Here is a 20,488-nt window from a genome sequence, read left to right as displayed (position 1 = left end):
ACGTTAATAGTCGATGAAATCAGTAGGTGAAAAATCTGGTATTTATAACCTGCTTTAAATCAGTGTAATAAAAAAAGCCGCCCAAATAAGGCGGCTTTTAAGAATTACCAAGAATTCTGTCTATTCTCCCATAAAAGGATATCTGTAATCTGTTGCGGGAACAAAGGTTTCCTTGATCAATCTTACTGAGACCCATCTCATAAGATTCATCTTAGATCCTGCTTTGTCGTTTGTACCACTGGATCTGGCACCTCCGAAAGGTTGCTGACCAACAACGGCTCCCGTAGGCTTGTCGTTAATGTAAAAATTACCGGCAGCATTTTGAAGTAAATCTGTGGCCTGGGCCGCGGCATAACGGTCACCGGATAAAATAGCTCCGGTTAATGCGTAAATACTGGTGTTGTCTACAGTTTCGCAGATGTCTGCCCATTTCTTCTCGGTAAAATTCTTATCGTCATAAACATAGATCGTTACCACAGGACCAAATAATTCGGTTTCCATGGTAGTGTAATGAGGATCTGTAGTCAGGATCACCGTTGGTTCTACAAAGTAACCTTTAGATTTATCATAATTACCACCAACTACTATTTCAGCATTTTTATCCTTTTTAGCCTTATCGATATAACTTGCAAGTTTATCAAAAGAACCTTCATGAATAACTGCGTTAATGAAATTGGTCATATCTTCGGGAGATCCCATTTTGAAAGACTCTACATCTTCTACTACGTAATCCTTGATCTGTGGCCAAAGACTTTTTGGGAGGTATACCCTGGAAGCTGCACTACATTTTTGTCCCTGGTATTCAAATGCTCCTCTTGAGATGGCCGTAGCAACCTGTTTTGGATTCGCCGTTGGATGCGCAAGGATAAAGTCTTTACCTCCTGTTTCCCCAACGATTCTTGGGTAGCTTTTGTATTTATTAATATTATTACCAATTTTCGCCCAGATACCTTTAAATACATTAGTGCTTCCGGTAAAGTGAATTCCCGCGAAATCAGGACTTGCTAATACGGTATCAGTCACCATTTCTGGATCACCATTTACCATATTAATTACGCCGTCTGGAAGTCCAGCTTCCTTAAACACTTCCATGATCACCTGTGCTGATAGCATCTGGCTGTCACTTGGCTTCCAAACAGCAACGTTCCCCATAAGAGCTGCACTAGATGGCAGGTTTCCGGCGATCGCGGTAAAGTTGAAAGGAGTTATGGCATATACAAATCCTTCAAGTGGTCTGTACTCAACACGGTTCCAGTTACCATCAGAAGAAATTGGTTGCTCATTATAAAGTTCAGACATGAATTCTACGTTAAAGCGCAGGAAGTCACAAATTTCTGCTGCAGAATCAATTTCAGCCTGGTAAATATTCTTGGACTGCCCAATCATGGTAGCAGCGTTCATCTTCTGTCTGTATGGTCCGGAGATAAGGTCGGCAGCTTTTAAGAAAATAGCCGCACGTTGTTCCCATTCCAATTTAGCCCATTTTTTTCTGGCTTCAAGAGCCTCTTCAATGGCCTTTTCAACATGCTTTTTCTTGGCAATATGATAAGTTCCAACCACGTGTTTATGATCATGTGGAGGATTAATTGTCCTGGTATCTCCTGTTTTGACTTCTTCAGATCCTATATAAAGAGGAACTTCAGTATTTGCGTTCCATAGATCCTTGTAAGTAAGTAATACTTCTTCTCTTTCTGGGGTTCCTGGAGCATAACTTTTAACTGGTTCGTTAACTGCTAAAGGAACGTGAAAAAATCCTTTTCCCATAATTATATTTTTGCTTTTTTCGATTGTATTTTAATTGCGCTAAAGGTAAAAAAATAAAGCGATTTTCAGGTAGGAGAAAGGACCCTTCACGAAAGCTTAACTTTTTTTGTAATTTTCCTTAAAATTTTGAAATTCACCCATGTGTACGATTACTTTAGTTCCGCATCCAGATTCGATGAACGGTTTTATTCTTACCTCAAACCGTGATGAGGCTGTAAGCAGAAAAACACTTCCGCCAAGGTCTGAGATCTACGCTGAAACTAAATTATATTTTCCAAAGGACGCAAAGGCCGGTGGCACCTGGATTGGTGTTAGCGAGCATTTGAGATGTGTTTGCCTGATGAACGGTGCCAGGAAGCCTCATGTGAGAAAGCCAGATTACAGGAAAAGCAGGGGTGTGGTGGTTCTCGATTTTCTTAGCGAGAAAAAATTGAAAAATTCTCTCAAGAAATATGAGCTGGATGGGATTGAGCCTTTTACCATGGTTATTGTGGACTGGTCTAATGGTTTGATCTTTTATGAGCTGCTTTGGGATGGTGAGAACAGGCAGGTAACCAAGCTGCCCCTAAAAGAGCATATCTGGTCGTCTTCTCCTTTATATTCTGAAAAAATGAAAACCTCAAGAGTAGAATGGTTCAAAGATCTCAAGGAATCTAAAGGTTTCTCCCCAGATTCCCTATTAAACTTTCATCTTAATGCTGGAGTAGGGAACAAGGAATACGACCTAATCATAGACAGGGGCTTTTTAAAAACACGAAGCGTTAGCCAGGTTTTCAATTCAAAAAAAGAACTGGAGTTCGAATACAAAGATTTGGAAACAAAGGAAACTTTTAAAGAGTATTTTCAGTTCAACGCGTAAGGAGCATTAAGTTTAAAGGATGGTATTCTTACCTTGAATTTCCCTTTGCTAGTAAGGTTCACCATATTATAATGCCCGTGCATGGCACCGAAAGGTCCGGTAAGTAAACATCCACTTTGGTAACTATGACTATCTCCTGGTTGTATTACTGGCTTTTTGCCAATCACACCTTCTCCCGAAACGGTTTCTATATCATTAAGTGAATCATGAATCTGCCAGAACCTAGATTTTAATTGAACAGGGTCGTTACTACGATTCTCTATGGTAATCTGATAACCAAAGGCAAAATGCATCTTATAGTTCTTGTAGAACATCCCTTCGAAATGTGTATCGACAGAAATTTTTATGCCTTTAGTGACCTGATGTGTCATTTCTAATAAATTGAAAAAGAAACAATTACCGCTATAATTGTTGCTATAGTTGCTAAAGTAAAAAATATAAAGTTTAGAATTATGAACTTTAAAATCGTTTTAACACGGCCCTGTTCGTAAAAGTTCCTCATGGACTTATACAAATAGAAAACAAAAACCGTATTAGCAAGGGTGAACCCCCAATCTGATTGAAGTAAATAATCTACAGAATAACCAATAATGTAGAGAACGAACAGGGTGGTTTGAACATGGAAGGCAAAGATGAGATGCTCCATATAATTAAACGGTCTCCTTATATAAATTAGCCATATGAAAAGGGCGAAAATTGGTAGGTAGAAGAATATTATAAAAGGCAGTTTATTGGTAAAATAATCTGCAAAGAGCTTGGGGTTATTGTAGAATAGGTCAAATTTTACAGCTTTCCTATATAACCACTGGTTCCAGGCTGTATTTTCATAGTTCAGGTCTTTAAGGACTTCTTCCGCAATCGGGTTCTTATTTTCCTTGTAATACCTGTAGAAAATGGTGAGTTTTTTACCGGTTCTTTCCGGAAAACTCATTGTGTCCATTTGTGCCTGTGTGAAATATATGTCCTGGTAGGTTTCTTTTACGGTATCTTTTCCCCGGGTTACATTCTGAAAAATTGAATCCACCGGAATGTTATTCTCTTTTATAGCTGGGATTTCTTTTAATTCAGATTTTAAAATACTGTCCTGTCCTATTTTATTTACCTGATTCTCAAAACCTTGCTCCTGTTCTGCAAAATTCACTCCTTCAAATCGATTTGAAAGTCCCGCGATAAGGAAAAATATAATTGAGGCACTCAGGTAAAAGCGGAAAGGATTCGCATATCGCATTCTCTTACCGTTGATAAAATCTTTAGAGATCTTTCCGGGTTTGAAAAGAAGAACCCTTAAAGTTCTTTGGAACCTGGAATCATAATTAAATAGGCCTGAGAAGAATTCAACAAAAAAATCACCAAAACTTAATTTTTTAGTGGTGTTCTTTTGTCCGCAATTGGGACAGAAATGGTCGCTCTTTTCCAGGGGGAGATAACAATTTAAACAGGTTTTTCCCCGGTACTTATAAAGTGCGTCTTTCGTATTATATTTTTCCAGCATGGCGGAGGAATATTAGTTTCGAATATTCTCAGAATTTGCATAGCCAACACCAATCATCCTGTCAAATCTCGCACCTGGCGGACTGTAATAGACCAGGATGCTGTATATATTCTCTGTCTCATCAAAGTTTCCACTATTAAAACCATCATCAATACTGCCATCCTGGTTTAGAAGCACATATTTATAATTGTAATATCCTTGCTTAAATAACCTGGCGCCTTCATAATAACCCGTTTCCCGGTTATATTTAAGAAGTGTACTTTCGTCGAGTTCAAAATTATTGAAGCCGCCATAAATGTGAAATTCTGATTTTCCTATGTTCTCGTAATTCTTCAAACGGAAATGAACCCAGACATATTCTGCCTCAATATTTGAATTTTGAGCCTGGAGGTTTCTCACTACGAATCCGCCATTTATATCTGGATTATATGTATAAGGCTCATTATTACGGTTGAAATCCAAAAACAGGTAATGATGATAAAGATCTTCCAGTTCCACGCTTGCTATATCTGCAGTAGAAACCCTCAACTCCCTATTATCGAATTGGAGAAATTCATTGCCTCCCCAGAAAGAAGATTCGGCGTCATACCTATAAATAAGTTCATTTCCAATTGTGTATTGAGGTTCCAGGTTGTTTATAGCCAGCTTATAATTATAATTCTGGATGAGACTCACCATCACATTTTGCGCCGGATTCTTCAGTAAAAGATCTGGTGAGTTTATGCTGAAATTCACGATCTGCTTTTCGTCAATAAAATTCAGGTCCCTGGATCTTTTAATTTCAGCAGCAACCTGAGTAAGTGGTTCGTAAACCATGAACTTTCTTGAGAACACCAATTCACGGTTTGAATTGAAAACGCTTAAAATATAATTCCCTGAAACCTTTAATCGCTTAACGTTCTTATTTGGAATGCTGAGTTCGTAATGAGTGTAGGGTTGAATGGTGTTGAGGGCATTAGTGAAATTGAGAATCCTCACATTGTCAAAGCCATCCAAATATTCATTTTTACTCAATTGGCTCGGTGTCCAGTCGAAATTAAAATGTTCTATGGTGTAATAATAGTCGGCTTCATCACCAATAATATCGTCGAAACTTAAATTTAAAGTTCCGCCAAGTCTTACTACGGGATTACCATAATTCTCATTAGATTCACCCTGAAAAATAATCGTTTTGATAAAAGCGGGAGGGGTCATTTCTTTTGCGTGCTGGCCTAAGGCCGAGAAACCAATTCCTCCCAGGAATAGAAATAGTAATAAGCCTTTCATAAAATATGATAATAGACAAAGTTAAAAGAAAATAGCGTTTTAGGTCAATTTATTTTAACAGTTGATGAAAGTAAAATTCTATTATTTCTTGGGATAAATGGAGTGAAAATTCATAAATTTGCACGACTTTAAACTAAAAATTTTAACATACACTCCATCCTATGTCAAAAGACATTCGAATTAAAAGAGGATTATCTCTGCGATTAGAAGGGGAGGCGGAAAAAGAGCTTGTTAAGGCTCCAAGGTCCAAGACCTATGCGATCAAACCGCCAGATTTTCACACTGTTGTACCTAAAATGGTTGTTAAAGAAGGAGCAAAACTTCTTGCCGGTGATGAGATTTTCTACTCAAAATATACAGAACAAATTCGCTTTACCACACCTGTAAGTGGTGTTCTTAAAGAAATCAAAAGAGGAGACAAAAGAAGGATCCTTGAAGTAATTATCGAGGCAGATGCTGAAGATTCTTATCGTGATTTTGGTAAAATGGACGCTGCAAAAGCTGAAGCTAAAGATGTAAAGGAAAGAATCCTTGAAAGTGGTTGTGGAGCTTTTATCTATCAGCGACCTTATGATATCGTTGCCGATCCAAAGGATACTCCTAAAGCTATCTTTATATCTGCAGTAAGTACTGCGCCTCTTGCGGCTGATAAAGGTTTTATCATTAAAGATAAGCTGGAGGCTTTCCAGGAAGGTATCAATGCTTTAAGAAAGCTTACCCCTGGGAAAGTTCATCTTTCTGTAGATGAGAGTTCAGCACAATACCTTAAAAATATAGAAGGTGTTGAGTTGCACCATGTGAAAGGAGATCATCCGGCTGGTAATGTGGGAGTTCAGATCCATAAGATCGATCCTATGAACAGGGGAGAAAGAGCCTGGACAGTTGGAGTAGAGGATGTGGCTATTATAGGTAATGTTTTCCTAACTGGAAATGTGATTGCAGATAGAACTATAGCTGTAACAGGTAGTGAGGCTAAAGATAGAAAGTACTATCAAACCAAGATTGGATGCAATGTATCAGACCTTATTGGTCAGGCGTCAGATGATGTTCGAATTATCTCAGGGGATGTATTGACGGGAACTCAGCTTTCCAATAATCAATATGTAGGCTTCTTCGATAATGAAGTTACTTTAATTCCTGAAGGTAATAATTACCGCATGTTCGGTTGGTTGCCTTTTACTTACAATAACATTCACTCTAATTCCAAGACTTCTCTATCCTGGTTATTTCCAAAGAGAAAATATACTCCTACAACCAACTTAAACGGTGAAGAGCGTGCCTTAGTAGTAACAGGGGAAATGGAGGAGGTTCTGCCAATGGATGTGTATCCTATGCAGCTTATAAAAGCATGTATGGCTGGTGATATCGAAAAAATGGAAAATTTAGGGATCTATGAAGTAGCTCCTGAAGATTTTGCTTTGGTAGAATATGTGAATACTTCTAAAATAGAAATTCAGGAAGTGATTAGATTAGGTCTGGATTTAATGATCACCGAAGTAGGTTAAAAAGCTGAAGAACTATGGAATGGATTAGACAAAGATTAGATAAAATAAGGGAGCCCTTTAATAAAGGACAAAAACTAGAAAAGTATGCCCCGGCGATCAATGCCCTGGATACATTCCTTTTTACTCCCAATCATACAACACAAAAAGGAGCTCACATTCGTGATGCGGTAGACCTTAAAAGAACCATGATCACCGTGGTTCTTGCTCTTGTTCCGGCGCTTATTTTCGGAATGTGGAATGGAGGTTATCAATACCTGCACCAATTGCCAGAATATGCAAACGGTGTTCCTTTTATGGATGCATTCATTGAAGGTGCATTAAAGATCGTTCCTATGATCGCTGTTTCTTATGCAGTTGGTTTAGGGATCGAATTCGCCTTTGCGATCTTTAGAGGTCATGAGGTGAATGAAGGTTATCTGGTAACAGGATTGCTTATTCCCATGATCATGCCGATCGATATTCCTCTTTGGATGGTGGCATTATCTGTAGTATTTGCAGTTCTTATAGGTAAAGAAGCTTTTGGAGGAACCGGAATGAATATTCTGAATCCTGCTCTTACTGCTCGTGCATTCGCCTTCTTCGCATATCCTACTTATATGTCTGGTAATGCGGTTTGGGTAAGCAATGCTTCTGAAGTAGATGCGGTTTCAGGAGAAACAATTCTTGGTACATTGGCTTCAGGAAATGAAGTTGGTTATTCAGCAATGAATATGTTCTCTGGTATGATCCCGGGATCAATCGCCGAGACTTCAGTAATTTGTATTCTTGCAGGTGCATTAATACTTATTTTGACCAAAGTTGGAAGCTGGAGAATTATTCTTAGTGCTTTTATTGGTGCTGCCGTAATGGGACTTATTTTCAACGCTCTTCCTTCACTTGGTGTAGAAGGAAACGCATTGACAAACTTCCCATGGTACTTACATCTTATTGTTGGTGGACTTGCATTTGGTATCGTTTTTATGGCGACAGACCCAGTTTCAGCGGCTCAAACTATGAAAGGTAAATGGATATATGGATTCCTTATTGGATTCCTTTCTGTGATGATACGTATTTTTAACCCGGCTTATCCAGAAGGAGTAATGCTTGGAATACTTTTAATGAACGTATTTGCACCTACCATAGACCATTATGTGATCGAGGCGAATGTGAAGAGAAGAAAGAAAAGACTTGAAAAGGCTAATACTCAGGTAGAAACAGCATAGTTATGGAAGAGAAATCAGTAAATAAAACAAATAGTAACGGTTATACATTTATGTTTGCCGTGATCATGGTAGTTGTAGTTGCTGCAGTACTTGCGTTTGCTGCGACCTCACTTCAACCTACACAGCAGGAGAATATCCGTCAGGAAAAAATGCAGAATATTCTAGCTACTGTGGGTATCGAAACAGATAGAGCTGGAGCGAAAGAATTATATGACCAGTATATCGTTGATCAAATCGCACTTAAAGAAGATGGTTCAGTAGCCGAAGATGTAGATGCTTTTAAGGTTGACCTTGCTAAAGAACTTAAGAAGGATGTATCTGAACAGGTATTCCCTCTTTATGTTGCAGAGGTTGAGGGTTCTAAGTACTATATCGTTCCACTTAGAGGAAACGGACTTTGGAACGCGATCTTTGGATACATTTCTCTAAAGGACGATATCAATACTATTAAAGGTGCAACCTTCGATCACCTGGGAGAAACTCCTGGACTTGGAGCAGAGATCACTAAAGAATGGTTCAAGAAGAAATTTGAAGATGAAAAAATCTTTGATTCTAATGGAAATCTTGTTGGTGTATCTGTAGTAAAAGGAAACATTGATGTTTCAGATAAGGATGATAATAAAGTAGACGCGATTTCCGGAGCAACAATTACCGGAGACGGAGTTTCAGATATGATCTCTGAAAGATTGAAGCGTTATTTGCCTTATTTCGAGAAGCAAAAGGATATTAAAGTAGCAATAAAATAATTATGGCTAAAGAGACAAAATTCAACTCTGCTAAAGAGGAAGAGAAGAAACAGGAAATGATCCTTTTTCTTTCAGATTCTGAAGAAAAAGAGCATTTTCTTTCCAAAGGGAATAGAAAATTATTATCAGATCCTTTAGATGATAACAACCCGATTACGGTACAGGTATTAGGTATCTGTTCGGCACTGGCGATTACGGTTCAGTTAGAACCGGCAATAGTTATGGCGATCGCGGTAATGGTGGTAATGGCCTTTAGTAACATGATCATTTCTATGTTGCGAAACCTTATCCCAAGCCGTATTCGTATTATCGTTCAGCTTGTGGTGGTAGCATCACTTGTGATCCTGGTAAGTGAGGTTCTTAAAGCCTATGCTTTCGACGTAAGTAAGCAGCTTTCGGTTTTCGTTGGTCTTATTATTACTAACTGTATCGTAATGGGACGTCTGGAAGCTTTTGCTCTTGGAAACGGAGTTTACAAATCCTTCCTTGACGGAATTGGTAACGCTGCCGGTTATGGACTTATACTGATCATAGTGGCATTTTTCAGAGAGCTTTTAGGTTCTGGAAAATTATTCGGCTTTGAAGTTCTTGGTCATAAAGGAGCGACCCTTGCTGAATCCACCGGTCTTTATTCACTAGGCTACGAGAATAACGGTTTAATGTTGCTTTCTCCAATGGCTCTTATCGTGGTAGGAGTTATCATTTGGGTGCAGCGTGCAAGAAACCGTAAACTAATTGAAGAAAACTAATAGCTGAATAGCAAAAAAGTATAAAGAATGGAATTAGTTAATCTATTTGTAAGAAGTATTTTCATTGAAAATATGATATTCGCCTACTTCCTGGGAATGTGTTCCTACCTGGCGGTATCAAAAACTGTAAAAACAGCTGTTGGTTTAGGTGCTGCCGTAATTTTCGTACTGGTTGTAACTGTACCTATCAACTTTTTACTTGATAATTACCTGCTAAAACCGGGAGCCCTAAGTTGGTTAGGTGCGGAATATGCCGAGGTTGATCTTAGCTTCTTGAGTTTTATCATGTTTATCGCGGTGATCGCTTCCATGGTACAACTCGTAGAAATGATCGTCGAAAAATTCGCTCCGGCATTATACGGTGCGTTAGGTATTTTCCTTCCTCTTATCGCGGTGAACTGTGCAATCCTTGGTGGTTCACTTTTCATGCAGCAAAAAGATTTCTCCGGAATTTCAGAAGCGGTTACTTACGGTTTAGGAAGTGGAATTGGGTGGTTCCTGGCAATTCTTGCAATTGCGGCCATTAGAGAAAAAATTGCATACTCAAATGTTCCTGCTCCATTAAAAGGTCTTGGTATCACTTTTATCATTACCGGATTAATGGCACTAGGTTTTATGAGTTTTATGGGAATTAAATTATAATCGAAAAGAAAGATTATGACAGTTATAATAGCGAGTATAGTAGTATTTTTAGTTCTTATTTTGTTATTGGTTTCTATCCTTTTGGGAGCCAAGGCAAAACTGACTCCGTCAGGACCTGTGACTATCAATGTTAATAATGAAAAAGATTTGGAAGTAGGTTCAGGTGGAACACTTCTTTCAACCCTGGGTGATAATAAACTTTTCCTTCCTTCTGCCTGTGGTGGAGGTGGAACCTGTATCCAGTGTAAGTGTATCGTTGAAGATGGTGGTGGTGCAATTCTTCCTACAGAGGAGCCTCATTTTACCAGAAAAGAGATCGCTGATGGATGGAGATTGGGATGCCAGGTGAAGGTGAAACAGGATATGAAAATTACCATTCCTGAAGAAGTCTTCGGAATTAAGAAATGGGAAGCTACGGTTGTTAGAAACTATAACGTGGCGTCGTTCATTAAGGAATTCGTTGTTGAGATTCCTGAAGATATGGACTATAAAGCAGGTGGATATATTCAAATTGAAGTTCCAAAATGTGAGGTGAAATTTGAAGATATGGATATCACCGCTCACCCTGAAGAGCACGAAACTCCAGATAAATTTAAAGCCGAGTGGGACAAGTTTAATCTTTGGCCACTGGTTATGAAAAACCCTGAAACGGTTGAAAGAGCTTACTCTATGGCTTCTTATCCAGCTGAAGGGCGTGAGATCATGCTGAACGTACGTATTGCTACTCCGCCATGGGATAGAGCTAAAGATGGATGGATGGATGTTAACCCGGGTGTTGCTTCATCTTATATTTTCGGTCTTAAGAAGGGAGATAAAGTAACAATTTCTGGACCTTACGGTGAATTCTTTATCAATGAGAGTGAAGCGGAAATGCTTTACGTAGGTGGTGGAGCCGGAATGGCACCAATGAGATCTCACTTATATCATTTATTCAGAACCCTGAAAACCGGTAGAAAAGTGACTTACTGGTACGGTGGTCGTTCTAAGCGTGAATTATTCTATTCAGAACATTTTAGAGCACTAGAAAGAGATTTTCCTAATTTTAAATTCTACCTGGCACTTTCAGAGCCGATGGAAGAAGATAACTGGAAAGTGAAATCAAGTCTTGATGATGAAGGTGACGGATTCGTAGGATTCATTCACCAGGTAGTGATCGATAACTACCTGTCTCATCACGAAGAACCAGAAGAGATTGAACTATATTTCTGTGGACCTCCATTAATGAACAAGGCCGTTCAGAAAATGGGAGAGGATTTTGGAATCCCGCCAGAGAATATTCGCTTCGATGATTTCGGAGGATAATAAATACAGAAATCCCGCTTCGGCGGGATTTTTTTTTATATAATGTTCTAAAATTATGTTTTACGTCATCCTGAACTTGGTTCAGGATCTTTATAAGATTTAATTCAATAAGCTGAAACAAGTTCATCCAGGCCAGAACCTATTTTCAATCAGCTAATTTTTATCTTTGCGCTATGTCGAAATTAAATGAACAGGAATTGCATAATCTGGCCATGAACATCGTGGGGAAAGATCTGGAGGATAATGGTTACGAGTTTCTTGGAGTTAACTCTAAGCTCAAAAGAAATCCGCAATTTGTTGCTTTAAAGGCAACAAAACTACATTTTGTGATCGTTAGAGCAATTACCTATCCAGATGATCCAAACGCCTTTGATCCCGCTTTTATGAAGGAGATCAAAGAGCATGCTCAAAAATTTAATGCCCGTACCTTTTACGCCGGGGTTGGCCTGGCGAATTCAAATGATTATGAAAAACCAATCACCAGTGATGAAGATTATGTGGTCAATTATTCAGGCTGGAAGGAATTTTAATATGAAAAGAACACTTATTTTAATTGTATCTGTAATTACATTGCTCTCATGTAATAAAGAGACTGAGGTCAAAAAGCACGAATATTACGGCGAAGCTCTTGGGACGACCTATTCGGTTCAATATTTTGCTGATGAAGAGCTTCAGTTCAAAAAAGCAATGGACAGTATTATTGATGAGATAAATTCTTCGATGAGCACTTATATCACTAAATCTGATATTTCTAAAATTAACAGGGGAGATAGTTCCGTAGTAGTGGATGAACATTTCAAAAAAGTTTTCAATGCTTCAGATAAGATTTTCGGGGAGAGTGATGGTTTTTTTGATCCTACGGTAGGTGTGCTCGTAAATGCTTATGGATTTGGTCCTGGTGAGTCGCTAAAACAAATCGATAGCATCCAACTGGATTCGCTTAAAAACCTGGTTGGATTCGATAAGATCAGAATAGAGGAAGATAATAGCATTCAAAAGGAACATTCAGCAATATATTTAGATTTTAATGCGATTGCTAAGGGCTATACTATTGATGTTGTTGCAGAATATTTGGATTCTAAGGGTATTAATAATTACCTGATCGAACTTGGAGGAGAGTTAAGGGCCAAGGGTAACAATTTAGAAAATGAAGCGTCCTGGCTGGTAGGTGTTGATGATCCAAACCATCAAGGAAGTAAAAGAAAACTATATGCTAAGGTTAAATTGATCAATGCGGCCATGGCTACTTCTGGAAATTACCGAAAGTACAGAACAGACTCTATAAGCGGGCAGAAGTTTGTACACACTATAAATCCCAAGACAGGGGAGGCCGAAAGAAGTAATATTCTAAGTGCTTCGGTAATTGCTGAAAACTGTATGCTTGCAGATGGTTATGCTACGGCATTTATGGCTATGGGACTGGATAAAACCAAAGCGATGCTGGAAAGAATTAATGGCGTCGAGGCTTATATCATGTATTCTAAAGAAGATGGTGGAATGGAAATATTCAGCACTTCAGGATTTGAGAAGAATCTGGTAAAATAGTTATTTATGGCAAACCGGGATGATCTCTCCCTTTGCCAGTCGGTATTTATTAATTTCAGCAGCAGATAATTCTGAAGTAAAATCTACTTCTTCTACTTCGAAGCCAATAGCTCTTAGCTTATCGAAGTAATCTCTTCCATAGACTCTAACATGATCATATTGACCAAAGATCTTTGCGCGTTCTTTTGGATCTGTGATAGAATCATCCTGAAAGGTTTCAGCCCTATTTAGATCCTGAGGTATCTGTAAAATTGCCGTTCCTCCAGGCTTTAGTATTCTATATAGCTCCTCCATGGCTTTCTTGTCATCAGGTATATGCTCCAGAACGTGGTTGCATAAAATAAAGTCGAAACTCTCATTTTCGAACGGCAGGGCACAAATATCAGCCTTGACATCAGCCAGAGGTGAATTGAGGTCTGTTGTGACATATTCAAGGTTCGAAAGATTTCTGAATCTCTTATAAAACGCCTGTTCGGGAGCGAAATGTAATACCTTATGATGATTGCTGAAAAAATCGGTTTCATTCTTCAAATAAAGCCATAGAAGCCTGTGCCTCTCAAGCGAGAGGGTAGACGGGGAAAGAACGTTTTCCCGCTGGTCTTCATATCCGTAAGGAAGAAACTTTTTGAAACCGCTCCCGTCAATAGGGTCGGTATACCGATCTCCTTTGAGGTAGATCTTTAAAAACGGCCTTACCAGGTAACTCATTCTAATAAGAACAGGCCTGGGAATTGAATTTAAGGCCAGTTTAAAAAGACTACTCATTATATCTATACTTCGATATCTCCCCAATTTTCACCCGACTTGATGCGATATAATTGCATTTCGGATACGCCAAATTGTTTGGCAAGTACCTTGATCCGGGTTTTTCTATCTGGATCTAAAAGTTTTTTCTTTAGTATTACAGCCTGTGCATAGGTAAGTTTGGAATAAGAAGTCACTTTTCGAAGCTTTCTTTTCTTCTTATTTTCCTGAACTTTAGGACTGTTGTACTGATGTTGGACCCATTCGTCTTTGGTGGCCCATGCCAAATTAGAAACGCGATTGTCATTCTTCACGAAATTCTTGTGAATCACGTACTGGTCGCCTTCTTTCTTCTCTAAAAACATTTCTGCAATAATGCGATGAATGTAGTAAGTTTTGTGCTTACCATTCTTCAATTTTACCGCGAAGTTTAAATATCCACCTACTTTTCCGCCTTTCATTAAGTCTCCTTCGGGATTTTTCAGATAACTGATCATTCTTCCGAAATTTGAGACCTTATAGATAAAGCGGTCTTCCCAGGAATCTTTGTGTAGGGTCTTCCAGATTTCCTGTCTGTAACTTTTAATCATAAACTTTGGCTCTAAATTCGTCTTCTTCTTTTAAGTTGATTTTTAAAGATTCATAAATATATTTAAATGTGGATAGTAATTCCGGCTTGCCGTCAACCAGCGCAACATCATGCTCAAAGTGAGCACTGGGCTTATTGTCGGCAGTCAGAATTGTCCATCCGTCTGGTAATTGCTTGATTCTTTTGGTTCCAAGGTTTATCATGGGTTCGATGGCAACAACCATTCCTTCCACAAACTTTTTCCCTCTTCCTCTTCGACCGTAATTAGGCATCTCAGGATCTTCATGCATGGTTCTTCCAATACCATGACCTACAAGTTCCCTTACTACGCCGTAACCGTGATCTTCAGTAAATTTTTGAATTGCGTAACCTACATCACCAACACGGTTTCCGGCTTTGAATTCTCTAATCCCAACATAAAGGGATTCCTTGGTAACCTCTAATAATTTCTTTACTTCGGGTGCAACTTCACCCACTTCAAAGGTATAAGCATGATCTCCGTAGTAGCCATTTTTTATGGCTCCACAGTCAATTGAAATAATATCGCCTTCTTTTAGAGGAGTATCATTTGGAATTCCATGTACTACCTGGGCATTGGGGCTTACGCAAAGTGAATTGGGGAAATCATATAATCCAAGGAAACCAGGTACTGCACCCTGCTCCCTGATGAATTCCTCCGCCATCTTATCCAGTTGTAATGTAGTCACACCAGGCTTGATCTCTGGTGCTAGCATTCCTAGAGTTTTTGAAACAACGAGCGCGCTTTCGCGCATTAATTCTATTTCTTCTCTGGATTTAGGTATTATCATAGTATTACTTCAATCTTCCGAATATACCGGATCTTTTCTTTTTCTTTTTGTTACTTAGAGGTTTATCTTTGCTGAGCATTTGGTAAATCTCACCCCAACCCTTCATGCCTCCGAGGTTACGGTCATCAATAAAAATATCTGCCAGGATTTTTCTACTAATTGTATCGTCAAATTCTTCTTCAGGATAACTTTTATTGACTGCATAAAATTTAAGCCCATTTTTTTCACAAAAATTTACGGCATCTTCAAGGTGTTCACCATGACGATAGGTCCATAGAATAAGGCGGTGACCTTCATCCTGTAATTTCTTGAGGGACTCAAAAGCAAAAAGTATAGGTTTTCCTATATCTGGAAATCTGTTCTCTACTATAGTCCCGTCAAAATCAACTGCTAACGTAAGAGAATTGGGCATAATGCGAAATTAGTTAATATTTTCTAATTAAAAGATTAAGCTGGACTTTAAGTTAGTTCGCGTAGGAATCTTTGTACTTTTTACCGCTAACAATTTTTGCGATATCTTCCTCGATACTTTCTGCCTGTGAGTATTCAACGAACCTGTTCACTTCTTTTCCATCTTTAAAAAAGATAATGGTAGGTACGCGATGTACAGACAATTCCTCTTCTATTTTAGAGGGGGTGTTCTTATTATAATCTACGGCCACCATTTCAAGATTTTCATAGTTATATTTCGAGTTATCCAGGATCTTTAGAAGTTTGGGTATTTCCCTTTTGCTATCTGCACACCATGTTCCCATAAGAACTTTGATATTATATTCCCCAATGTGATCACATATGGTTTCCATTGATTCTTTTTCAGGTGAAAATTTCTCATACCTCGGTTCAAACCATTTTGAAAAAGGCTTTTTTTGCAAATCTTCTTTTTCAAAACTGCCTAAGAGCATATCTTTTTGAATGGTTTCTTTTTTAGTTGCAATTGGATCTGGTTTAACTGAAGGTTTATTTACGGTATTGCCACAACTAATCGTCATAGCCGCAATTAAAATTAAGATTTTATTCATAGTGGTTAAATTAATGGGTCTTCTGTCATTAGATCTGGCTGGGAGATTCCCAACAGTTTTAAAACAGTCGGAGCAATGTTGCCTAACTTACCATCCTTGATATTCTTTTTATCCTTATCCATAAGAATTAGGGGAACCGGATTGGTTGTATGGGCAGTATTAGGACTTCCATCTGGATTCTTCATGACTTCACTATTGCCATGATCGGCAATAATTATTACTGAATATCCATGGTCATAGGCTTTTTCAGCTACAGCTTTAGCACAGGTGTCTACGGTTTCACATGCTTTAATGGCTGCATCAAAATCTCCGGTATGACCAACCATATCTGGATTGGCAAAATTCAGACAGATAAAATCTGCAGACTCTTTTTCGAGTTCAGGAAGAATCTTGTCCCTGATCTCGAAAGCGCTCATTTCTGGCTGAAGATCATAAGTGGCAACCTTAGGAGAATTACACATGATTCTTTTTTCACCTTGAAATGGTTCTTCTCGTCCTCCGGAAAAAAAGAAAGTGACATGAGGGTATTTTTCAGTTTCTGCGATTCTTATCTGTTTTTTACCTTCATATTCCAGTACCTCTCCAAGCGTGGCCTTTATATTGGATTTTTTGAATATGATATTTACATTTTTAAAACTGTCGTCATACTTGGTCATGGTGACATAGTATAATGCTAGTTTTTTCATGTCATATTCCGGAAAGTCATCCTGAGAAAGGGCCTGGGTAAGTTGTCTTCCCCTGTCTGTTCTGAAATTAAAATATATAACTACGTCCCTTTCACTTAAAGTGGCAACCGGATTATTCGCACTATCAGTCAGTACAATGGGTTTGATAAATTCATCACTAATACCTTCATCATAACTTTCCTGAATCGCTGCGACAGCATCAGTAGTTTTTTTTCCTTCCCCCTTTACAATAAGGTCATATGCTTTTTTTACCCGTTCCCACCTTTTATCTCTGTCCATTGCATAATACCTGCCGATAACGGAGGCGAGTTCAGAATTGGTTTCGTTTAAATGGGGGGTAAGGTCTTCAATAAAACCTTTTCCAGAATGTGGATCTACGTCACGGCCATCAGTAAATGCATGTACATATTTCTTTTTTACCCCTAATTTTTCTGCTGCGGAAAGTAAACCTTTAAGATGGTTAATATGAGAATGTACTCCGCCATCACTTACCAATCCCATAAAATGGACGGGCTTATCATTTTTTATAGCATAGCTGAAAGCCTCCTCCAGAACCGGCTCATCTTTTAGTGTGTCTTTTTCAACAGCCATATTGATCTTTACAAGATCTTGGTAAACTATTCGTCCTGCTCCTAAATTCATGTGGCCAACTTCACTATTTCCCATTTGACCCTCTGGAAGCCCAACATTCATTCCATCTGTTCTTAAAGTTGCGTGTGGAAATTTATTTGGAAGCGAATCCATAAATGGAGTCTTTGCCTTTGCAACTGCAGATACCTCTTCATTTTGAGTGATTCCCCAGCCGTCCAATATCATTAAAAGAACCTTCTTATTCATTGCGAATTTAGTTTGGGGTTAAAGATAAAAACAATTGAATTTAATGCCAGAGCCTAGGGTATAATGTTTTATTAAATATGGATTTCACTTTTTGGAACCTGAAATAGACCTCTTCTTACTCATAAGCTTAAAAATCCATGACAAATTTTATCAAATTCTCAATTATCATTTTAACAAATCGTTCTAACTGCAATATAGTCAGTTACTTAAAAATTTAACACTGGGAAATAATATTATTCCATAATATCTATAAAAGTTTGTCGTTTTTAAATCTACCTCCCGTAGATATTATGGGTTTGATTATTAGTTAATTAGGTGCATGAATTGTTAAAATTGGTCAATTTTGAAATTTCTTTTTGAAATTTTGTATGTTGGCAGGACTTTTGGTTTTTATTAACAGAATTAAAAAAAGTAATACATGAAATATAGAATCCTTACTGTTGTTGGAGTATTAATTTTCTCATTCGCTTTTAGTAGCACCGCTGAAATAAACAATTCTAAAGATTCCGAAATAACCTTAAATTCATCAACCTCTCCAGAGGAAGAAAAGTCGGAAAAAGCCAAAGTAGCCGAACTTTATAACACCTTTTTAAATAAAAATGCTTCCATGCCTAATCAAACTGTGTTTGAAAAGGCGATCACTGGTTATACGAAACTAGCGGAAAAGGGAAAAGTTTCAAATTCTCTTCTTACGGTTATAGATTTCAATTTATCTTCTAAAAAGAAAAGGATGTGGATCCTGAATATGGAAACGAACGATGTGATTTTTAACACCTTTGTAGCCCATGGAAAAAATACCGGAGTGGAGTTTGCTAAAAACTTTTCAAATACTCCTGAATCTCATAAGAGCTCTTTAGGTTTTTATGTTACCGGTGAAACTTACTACGGAAAAAACGGACTTTCCCTTTTTATAGACGGAATGGAAAAAAAATTCAACTCAAATGCGCGTGACCGCTATGTAGTTATTCACGGTGCCGATTATACTGAACCTGAGTTCATCAATAGAGTAGGGAGGCTCGGGAGAAGTTATGGATGCCCGGCAGTACCTAATAAAATTGCCAAGGAGCTTATCCATAAGATCAAGGGTAAATCTGTAGTTTATATTCATAAAAATGATAAGAACTATCTTGAGAATTCTGAACTGTTAAACGTATAATCAGGTTTCGGGCGAAAGTAAAGCCCAAAGTTCCTGGTCTAGATCATAGATATCATCAATAAATTTGGTGGTATCTTTTTTTTGATAGGCTGTCCAGTAAAAGTGATGCACGCGTACTCTTTGTTTTACTGAGATCTCAGTAGTTTCTCCCGAATGAAGTATCTCTTCAATTTTTTCATCATCATAGATTTCCTGGTCATTCAAAAGGTATTTCGCGAGACTTTGAGCATCTTCTACTCTTACACAGCCCGAGCTCTGCGCTCTGGCATTATTTTTAAAAAGGTTCTTTGATGGCGTATCATGAAGATAGATCATATACTTGTTTGGGTATATGATCTTGACGGTGCCCAGAGGATTTGTGACTCCTGCAGGTTGTCTATAGGTGTATAATTTTGGTTCGTTGCTGTTCCAGTCTATGGTGGATGGATCTACCATATCTCCATTCCTGTCAAAGATCTCAATATTCTTTTTACTCAGGTATTCCTTATCCCGCAGAACACCGGGAATAACATCTCTTTTTCTAATAGTAGGAGGGATAGTCCATGTAGGGTTGTAGATAATGTAATCAATTTCATCAGAGAAAACCGGTGTTTTTCTATGGCGAGTACCAACTACTGTTTTATGAGTTCTAATAGTGTCCCCGTTTTTAACCACACTGAGTTGGTAATTTGGGATGTTAATAATGATGTAATGTTCGCCAAGGTCTCCAGGGTGCCATCTCCACCTTTCCAAATTAACAAGGATCTGGTGAAGCCTGTCTTCTTTTGTATAATTCAGGTTTTTAACGGTTGTATTACCCAGTAATCCATCGACTTGCAGATCATGAGCTTTTTGAAAATCTTTAAGAGCCTCCTGAATATCTTTATTGTAGTTGAAATTTAGTGAATCTATCCGTTGACTGTAATAGCCGAGTTCCGATAATCTTTTGGTAATGGCAGGTATTCTTTCGTCGTCCTCTCCCGGCCTAATCAATTTCCCCTCTGAGATTCGAGTTTCCTCGATATTCCGCCAATCTGTTCGTTTGTATTCTGCCAGGGCCTTTTTGAGACCTTTATAGACAATGTGATCAGGTTTTTGGGAATTTAATGCTTTGCTTATATCCCTTTCCGAAATTGCCGAATTCAATATCTCTATAGAATTTATCTCATTCAACGGACTTCCCCAAATTTCGTAGATCTCTTTTGGATTCAATTTTCCGGTGGCAAGGTCTTCAGAAAGTCTTAAAAAGGCGTCGGTTAGAAGAATTTCGAGTTGGTTGTTCTCCTCTTCGGTATTTGTATCCAAAGAATTATAAAGGGCCTGAATTTTTTCTCCATGATAATCTTCAAAAAATAAACCTTCCTCTTCAATATTTTCAATATTCCTGTAAAGGTCGTCCCTTAACTCTTTATGGTTCCAAACCGGCTCAAAATTACGTTCCTTATAAAACTCACCAACTTTCTGAAGATCGTAAAATTCAATTTCTTGCTTCTCTGGGCTAACCTCAAAAAAGTCATCAATATTTCCCGCATCTGTAAGTTGAGTGACCTCCATAGCGAGTTTTTTCGAGGTACCCTCTTTCCTTATATTTTCTTCT

At 38.2% G+C, this 20,488-nt stretch carries 21 protein-coding genes; 10 read left to right on the top strand and 11 right to left on the bottom strand.

Annotated elements, in window-relative coordinates; genetic code table 11:
- Positions 1–120: 120 nt before the first annotated feature.
- Positions 121–1,764: an L-glutamate gamma-semialdehyde dehydrogenase gene (gene pruA, locus ML462_RS00915; protein WP_240711851.1), complete on the bottom strand. Its 1,644-nt coding sequence runs from the start codon at positions 1,762–1,764 to the stop codon at positions 121–123.
- Between the two features lie 139 nt (positions 1,765–1,903).
- Here pruA and ML462_RS00910 point away from each other — a divergent pair, with 139 nt between their 5' ends.
- Positions 1,904–2,623 carry an NRDE family protein gene (locus ML462_RS00910; protein ID WP_240711850.1) on the top strand — a complete coding sequence of 240 codons (720 nt, stop codon included), beginning with the start codon at positions 1,904–1,906 and terminating at the stop codon, positions 2,621–2,623.
- Here the strand turns inward: ML462_RS00910 and apaG are convergent.
- The 3 genes from apaG to ML462_RS00895 are packed head-to-tail and all read right to left on the bottom strand — an operon-like array spanning position 2,608 to position 5,381.
- Positions 2,608–2,994: a Co2+/Mg2+ efflux protein ApaG gene (gene apaG, locus ML462_RS00905; RefSeq protein ID WP_240711849.1), complete on the bottom strand. Its 387-nt coding sequence runs from the start codon at positions 2,992–2,994 to the stop codon at positions 2,608–2,610. The genes ML462_RS00910 and apaG overlap by 16 nt on opposite strands.
- Before the next feature lie 2 nt (positions 2,995–2,996).
- The gene (locus ML462_RS00900; RefSeq protein ID WP_240711848.1) at positions 2,997–4,115 is read right to left on the bottom strand and encodes a DUF3667 domain-containing protein; all 1,119 of its coding nucleotides are present in this window, start codon (positions 4,113–4,115) and stop codon (positions 2,997–2,999) included.
- Positions 4,116–4,127: 12 nt separating this feature from the next.
- Positions 4,128–5,381: a type IX secretion system plug protein gene (locus ML462_RS00895; RefSeq protein WP_240711847.1), complete on the bottom strand. Its 1,254-nt coding sequence runs from the start codon at positions 5,379–5,381 to the stop codon at positions 4,128–4,130.
- Between the two features lie 161 nt (positions 5,382–5,542).
- Here ML462_RS00895 and ML462_RS00890 point away from each other — a divergent pair, with 161 nt between their 5' ends.
- The 8 genes from ML462_RS00890 (at position 5,543) to ML462_RS00855 (ending at position 13,072) form a co-directional block, all read left to right on the top strand.
- Positions 5,543–6,886, top strand: coding sequence for a Na(+)-translocating NADH-quinone reductase subunit A (locus ML462_RS00890; protein WP_240711846.1), 1,344 nt, complete (start codon positions 5,543–5,545; stop codon positions 6,884–6,886).
- Positions 6,887–6,900: 14 nt separating this feature from the next.
- A complete protein-coding gene (locus tag ML462_RS00885; RefSeq protein ID WP_240711845.1) occupies positions 6,901–8,088 on the top strand; it encodes an NADH:ubiquinone reductase (Na(+)-transporting) subunit B in 1,188 nt (395 codons plus the stop codon).
- Between the two features lie 2 nt (positions 8,089–8,090).
- On the top strand, positions 8,091–8,834 hold the full coding sequence (locus tag ML462_RS00880) for a Na(+)-translocating NADH-quinone reductase subunit C (RefSeq protein WP_240711844.1): 744 nt from the start codon (positions 8,091–8,093) through the stop codon (positions 8,832–8,834).
- Between the two features lie 2 nt (positions 8,835–8,836).
- On the top strand, positions 8,837–9,583 hold the full coding sequence (locus ML462_RS00875; RefSeq protein ID WP_240711843.1) for an NADH:ubiquinone reductase (Na(+)-transporting) subunit D: 747 nt from the start codon (positions 8,837–8,839) through the stop codon (positions 9,581–9,583).
- A 27-nt stretch (positions 9,584–9,610) separates the two neighbouring features.
- A complete protein-coding gene (gene nqrE / locus ML462_RS00870; RefSeq protein ID WP_240711842.1) occupies positions 9,611–10,225 on the top strand; it encodes an NADH:ubiquinone reductase (Na(+)-transporting) subunit E in 615 nt (204 codons plus the stop codon).
- Between the two features lie 15 nt (positions 10,226–10,240).
- Positions 10,241–11,527 carry an NADH:ubiquinone reductase (Na(+)-transporting) subunit F gene (gene nqrF / locus ML462_RS00865; protein WP_240711841.1) on the top strand — a complete coding sequence of 429 codons (1,287 nt, stop codon included), beginning with the start codon at positions 10,241–10,243 and terminating at the stop codon, positions 11,525–11,527.
- Between the two features lie 173 nt (positions 11,528–11,700).
- Entirely contained in the window at positions 11,701–12,057 is a 357-nt protein-coding gene (locus tag ML462_RS00860) for a Na(+)-translocating NADH-quinone reductase subunit F (protein WP_240711840.1), read from the top strand.
- A gap of 1 nt (position 12,058) precedes the next feature.
- Complete coding sequence (locus tag ML462_RS00855; RefSeq protein ID WP_240711839.1) at positions 12,059–13,072, top strand: FAD:protein FMN transferase; 1,014 nt, start codon at positions 12,059–12,061, stop codon at positions 13,070–13,072.
- On the opposite strand, the gene ML462_RS00850 is transcribed toward ML462_RS00855, so the two are convergent.
- From ML462_RS00850 to gpmI, 6 genes are read right to left on the bottom strand one after another with little or no spacing between them, the layout of a single operon-like run.
- Positions 13,073–13,837, bottom strand: coding sequence for a class I SAM-dependent methyltransferase (locus ML462_RS00850; RefSeq protein ID WP_240711838.1), 765 nt, complete (start codon positions 13,835–13,837; stop codon positions 13,073–13,075).
- Positions 13,838–13,842: 5 nt separating this feature from the next.
- Positions 13,843–14,406 (bottom strand): HNH endonuclease, encoded by a 564-nt coding sequence (locus ML462_RS00845; protein ID WP_240711837.1) that lies wholly within the window; start codon positions 14,404–14,406, stop codon positions 13,843–13,845.
- Positions 14,399–15,214 (bottom strand): type I methionyl aminopeptidase, encoded by an 816-nt coding sequence (map, locus tag ML462_RS00840; protein WP_240711836.1) that lies wholly within the window; start codon positions 15,212–15,214, stop codon positions 14,399–14,401. Before map ends, ML462_RS00845 begins: the two co-directional genes overlap by 8 nt.
- Positions 15,215–15,218: 4 nt before the next feature.
- Complete coding sequence (locus ML462_RS00835; protein ID WP_240711835.1) at positions 15,219–15,626, bottom strand: BT0820 family HAD-type phosphatase; 408 nt, start codon at positions 15,624–15,626, stop codon at positions 15,219–15,221.
- Between the two features lie 52 nt (positions 15,627–15,678).
- Positions 15,679–16,233 (bottom strand): TlpA family protein disulfide reductase, encoded by a 555-nt coding sequence (locus tag ML462_RS00830; RefSeq protein WP_240711834.1) that lies wholly within the window; start codon positions 16,231–16,233, stop codon positions 15,679–15,681.
- A 5-nt stretch (positions 16,234–16,238) separates the two neighbouring features.
- Positions 16,239–17,756, bottom strand: a complete 1,518-nt coding sequence (gpmI, locus tag ML462_RS00825; RefSeq protein ID WP_240711833.1) for a 2,3-bisphosphoglycerate-independent phosphoglycerate mutase — start codon at positions 17,754–17,756, stop codon at positions 16,239–16,241.
- Positions 17,757–18,174: 418 nt separating this feature from the next.
- Between gpmI and ML462_RS00820 the strand changes: the two genes are divergently transcribed.
- The gene (locus ML462_RS00820) at positions 18,175–18,912 is read left to right on the top strand and encodes a murein L,D-transpeptidase catalytic domain family protein (protein ID WP_240711832.1); all 738 of its coding nucleotides are present in this window, start codon (positions 18,175–18,177) and stop codon (positions 18,910–18,912) included.
- Here ML462_RS00820 and ML462_RS00815 read toward each other — a convergent pair whose 3' ends face one another.
- On the bottom strand, positions 18,913–20,445 hold the full coding sequence (locus ML462_RS00815) for a L,D-transpeptidase family protein (protein WP_240711831.1): 1,533 nt from the start codon (positions 20,443–20,445) through the stop codon (positions 18,913–18,915).
- Between the last annotated feature and the right edge of the window lie 43 nt (positions 20,446–20,488).

Origin of the sequence: Christiangramia lutea (assembly GCF_022489035.1) — a bacterium.
GTDB classification, from domain to species: Bacteria; Bacteroidota; Bacteroidia; order Flavobacteriales; family Flavobacteriaceae; genus Christiangramia; species Christiangramia lutea.
This window is presented reverse-complemented; position numbering and strand designations above follow the sequence as displayed.

Coding starts and splice junctions, on each gene's coding strand:
- pruA (WP_240711851.1), bottom strand. CDS start 1,764: ATGGGAAAAGGATTTTTTCACGTTCCTTTAGCAGTTAACGAACCAGTT.
- ML462_RS00910 (WP_240711850.1), top strand. CDS start 1,904: ATGTGTACGATTACTTTAGTTCCGCATCCAGATTCGATGAACGGTTTT.
- apaG (WP_240711849.1), bottom strand. CDS start 2,994: ATGACACATCAGGTCACTAAAGGCATAAAAATTTCTGTCGATACACAT.
- ML462_RS00900 (WP_240711848.1), bottom strand. CDS start 4,115: ATGCTGGAAAAATATAATACGAAAGACGCACTTTATAAGTACCGGGGA.
- ML462_RS00895 (WP_240711847.1), bottom strand. CDS start 5,381: ATGAAAGGCTTATTACTATTTCTATTCCTGGGAGGAATTGGTTTCTCG.
- ML462_RS00890 (WP_240711846.1), top strand. CDS start 5,543: ATGTCAAAAGACATTCGAATTAAAAGAGGATTATCTCTGCGATTAGAA.
- ML462_RS00885 (WP_240711845.1), top strand. CDS start 6,901: ATGGAATGGATTAGACAAAGATTAGATAAAATAAGGGAGCCCTTTAAT.
- ML462_RS00880 (WP_240711844.1), top strand. CDS start 8,091: ATGGAAGAGAAATCAGTAAATAAAACAAATAGTAACGGTTATACATTT.
- ML462_RS00875 (WP_240711843.1), top strand. CDS start 8,837: ATGGCTAAAGAGACAAAATTCAACTCTGCTAAAGAGGAAGAGAAGAAA.
- nqrE (WP_240711842.1), top strand. CDS start 9,611: ATGGAATTAGTTAATCTATTTGTAAGAAGTATTTTCATTGAAAATATG.
- nqrF (WP_240711841.1), top strand. CDS start 10,241: ATGACAGTTATAATAGCGAGTATAGTAGTATTTTTAGTTCTTATTTTG.
- ML462_RS00860 (WP_240711840.1), top strand. CDS start 11,701: ATGTCGAAATTAAATGAACAGGAATTGCATAATCTGGCCATGAACATC.
- ML462_RS00855 (WP_240711839.1), top strand. CDS start 12,059: ATGAAAAGAACACTTATTTTAATTGTATCTGTAATTACATTGCTCTCA.
- ML462_RS00850 (WP_240711838.1), bottom strand. CDS start 13,837: ATGAGTAGTCTTTTTAAACTGGCCTTAAATTCAATTCCCAGGCCTGTT.
- ML462_RS00845 (WP_240711837.1), bottom strand. CDS start 14,406: ATGATTAAAAGTTACAGACAGGAAATCTGGAAGACCCTACACAAAGAT.
- map (WP_240711836.1), bottom strand. CDS start 15,214: ATGATAATACCTAAATCCAGAGAAGAAATAGAATTAATGCGCGAAAGC.
- ML462_RS00835 (WP_240711835.1), bottom strand. CDS start 15,626: ATGCCCAATTCTCTTACGTTAGCAGTTGATTTTGACGGGACTATAGTA.
- ML462_RS00830 (WP_240711834.1), bottom strand. CDS start 16,233: ATGAATAAAATCTTAATTTTAATTGCGGCTATGACGATTAGTTGTGGC.
- gpmI (WP_240711833.1), bottom strand. CDS start 17,756: ATGAATAAGAAGGTTCTTTTAATGATATTGGACGGCTGGGGAATCACT.
- ML462_RS00820 (WP_240711832.1), top strand. CDS start 18,175: ATGAAATATAGAATCCTTACTGTTGTTGGAGTATTAATTTTCTCATTC.
- ML462_RS00815 (WP_240711831.1), bottom strand. CDS start 20,445: ATGGAGGTCACTCAACTTACAGATGCGGGAAATATTGATGACTTTTTT.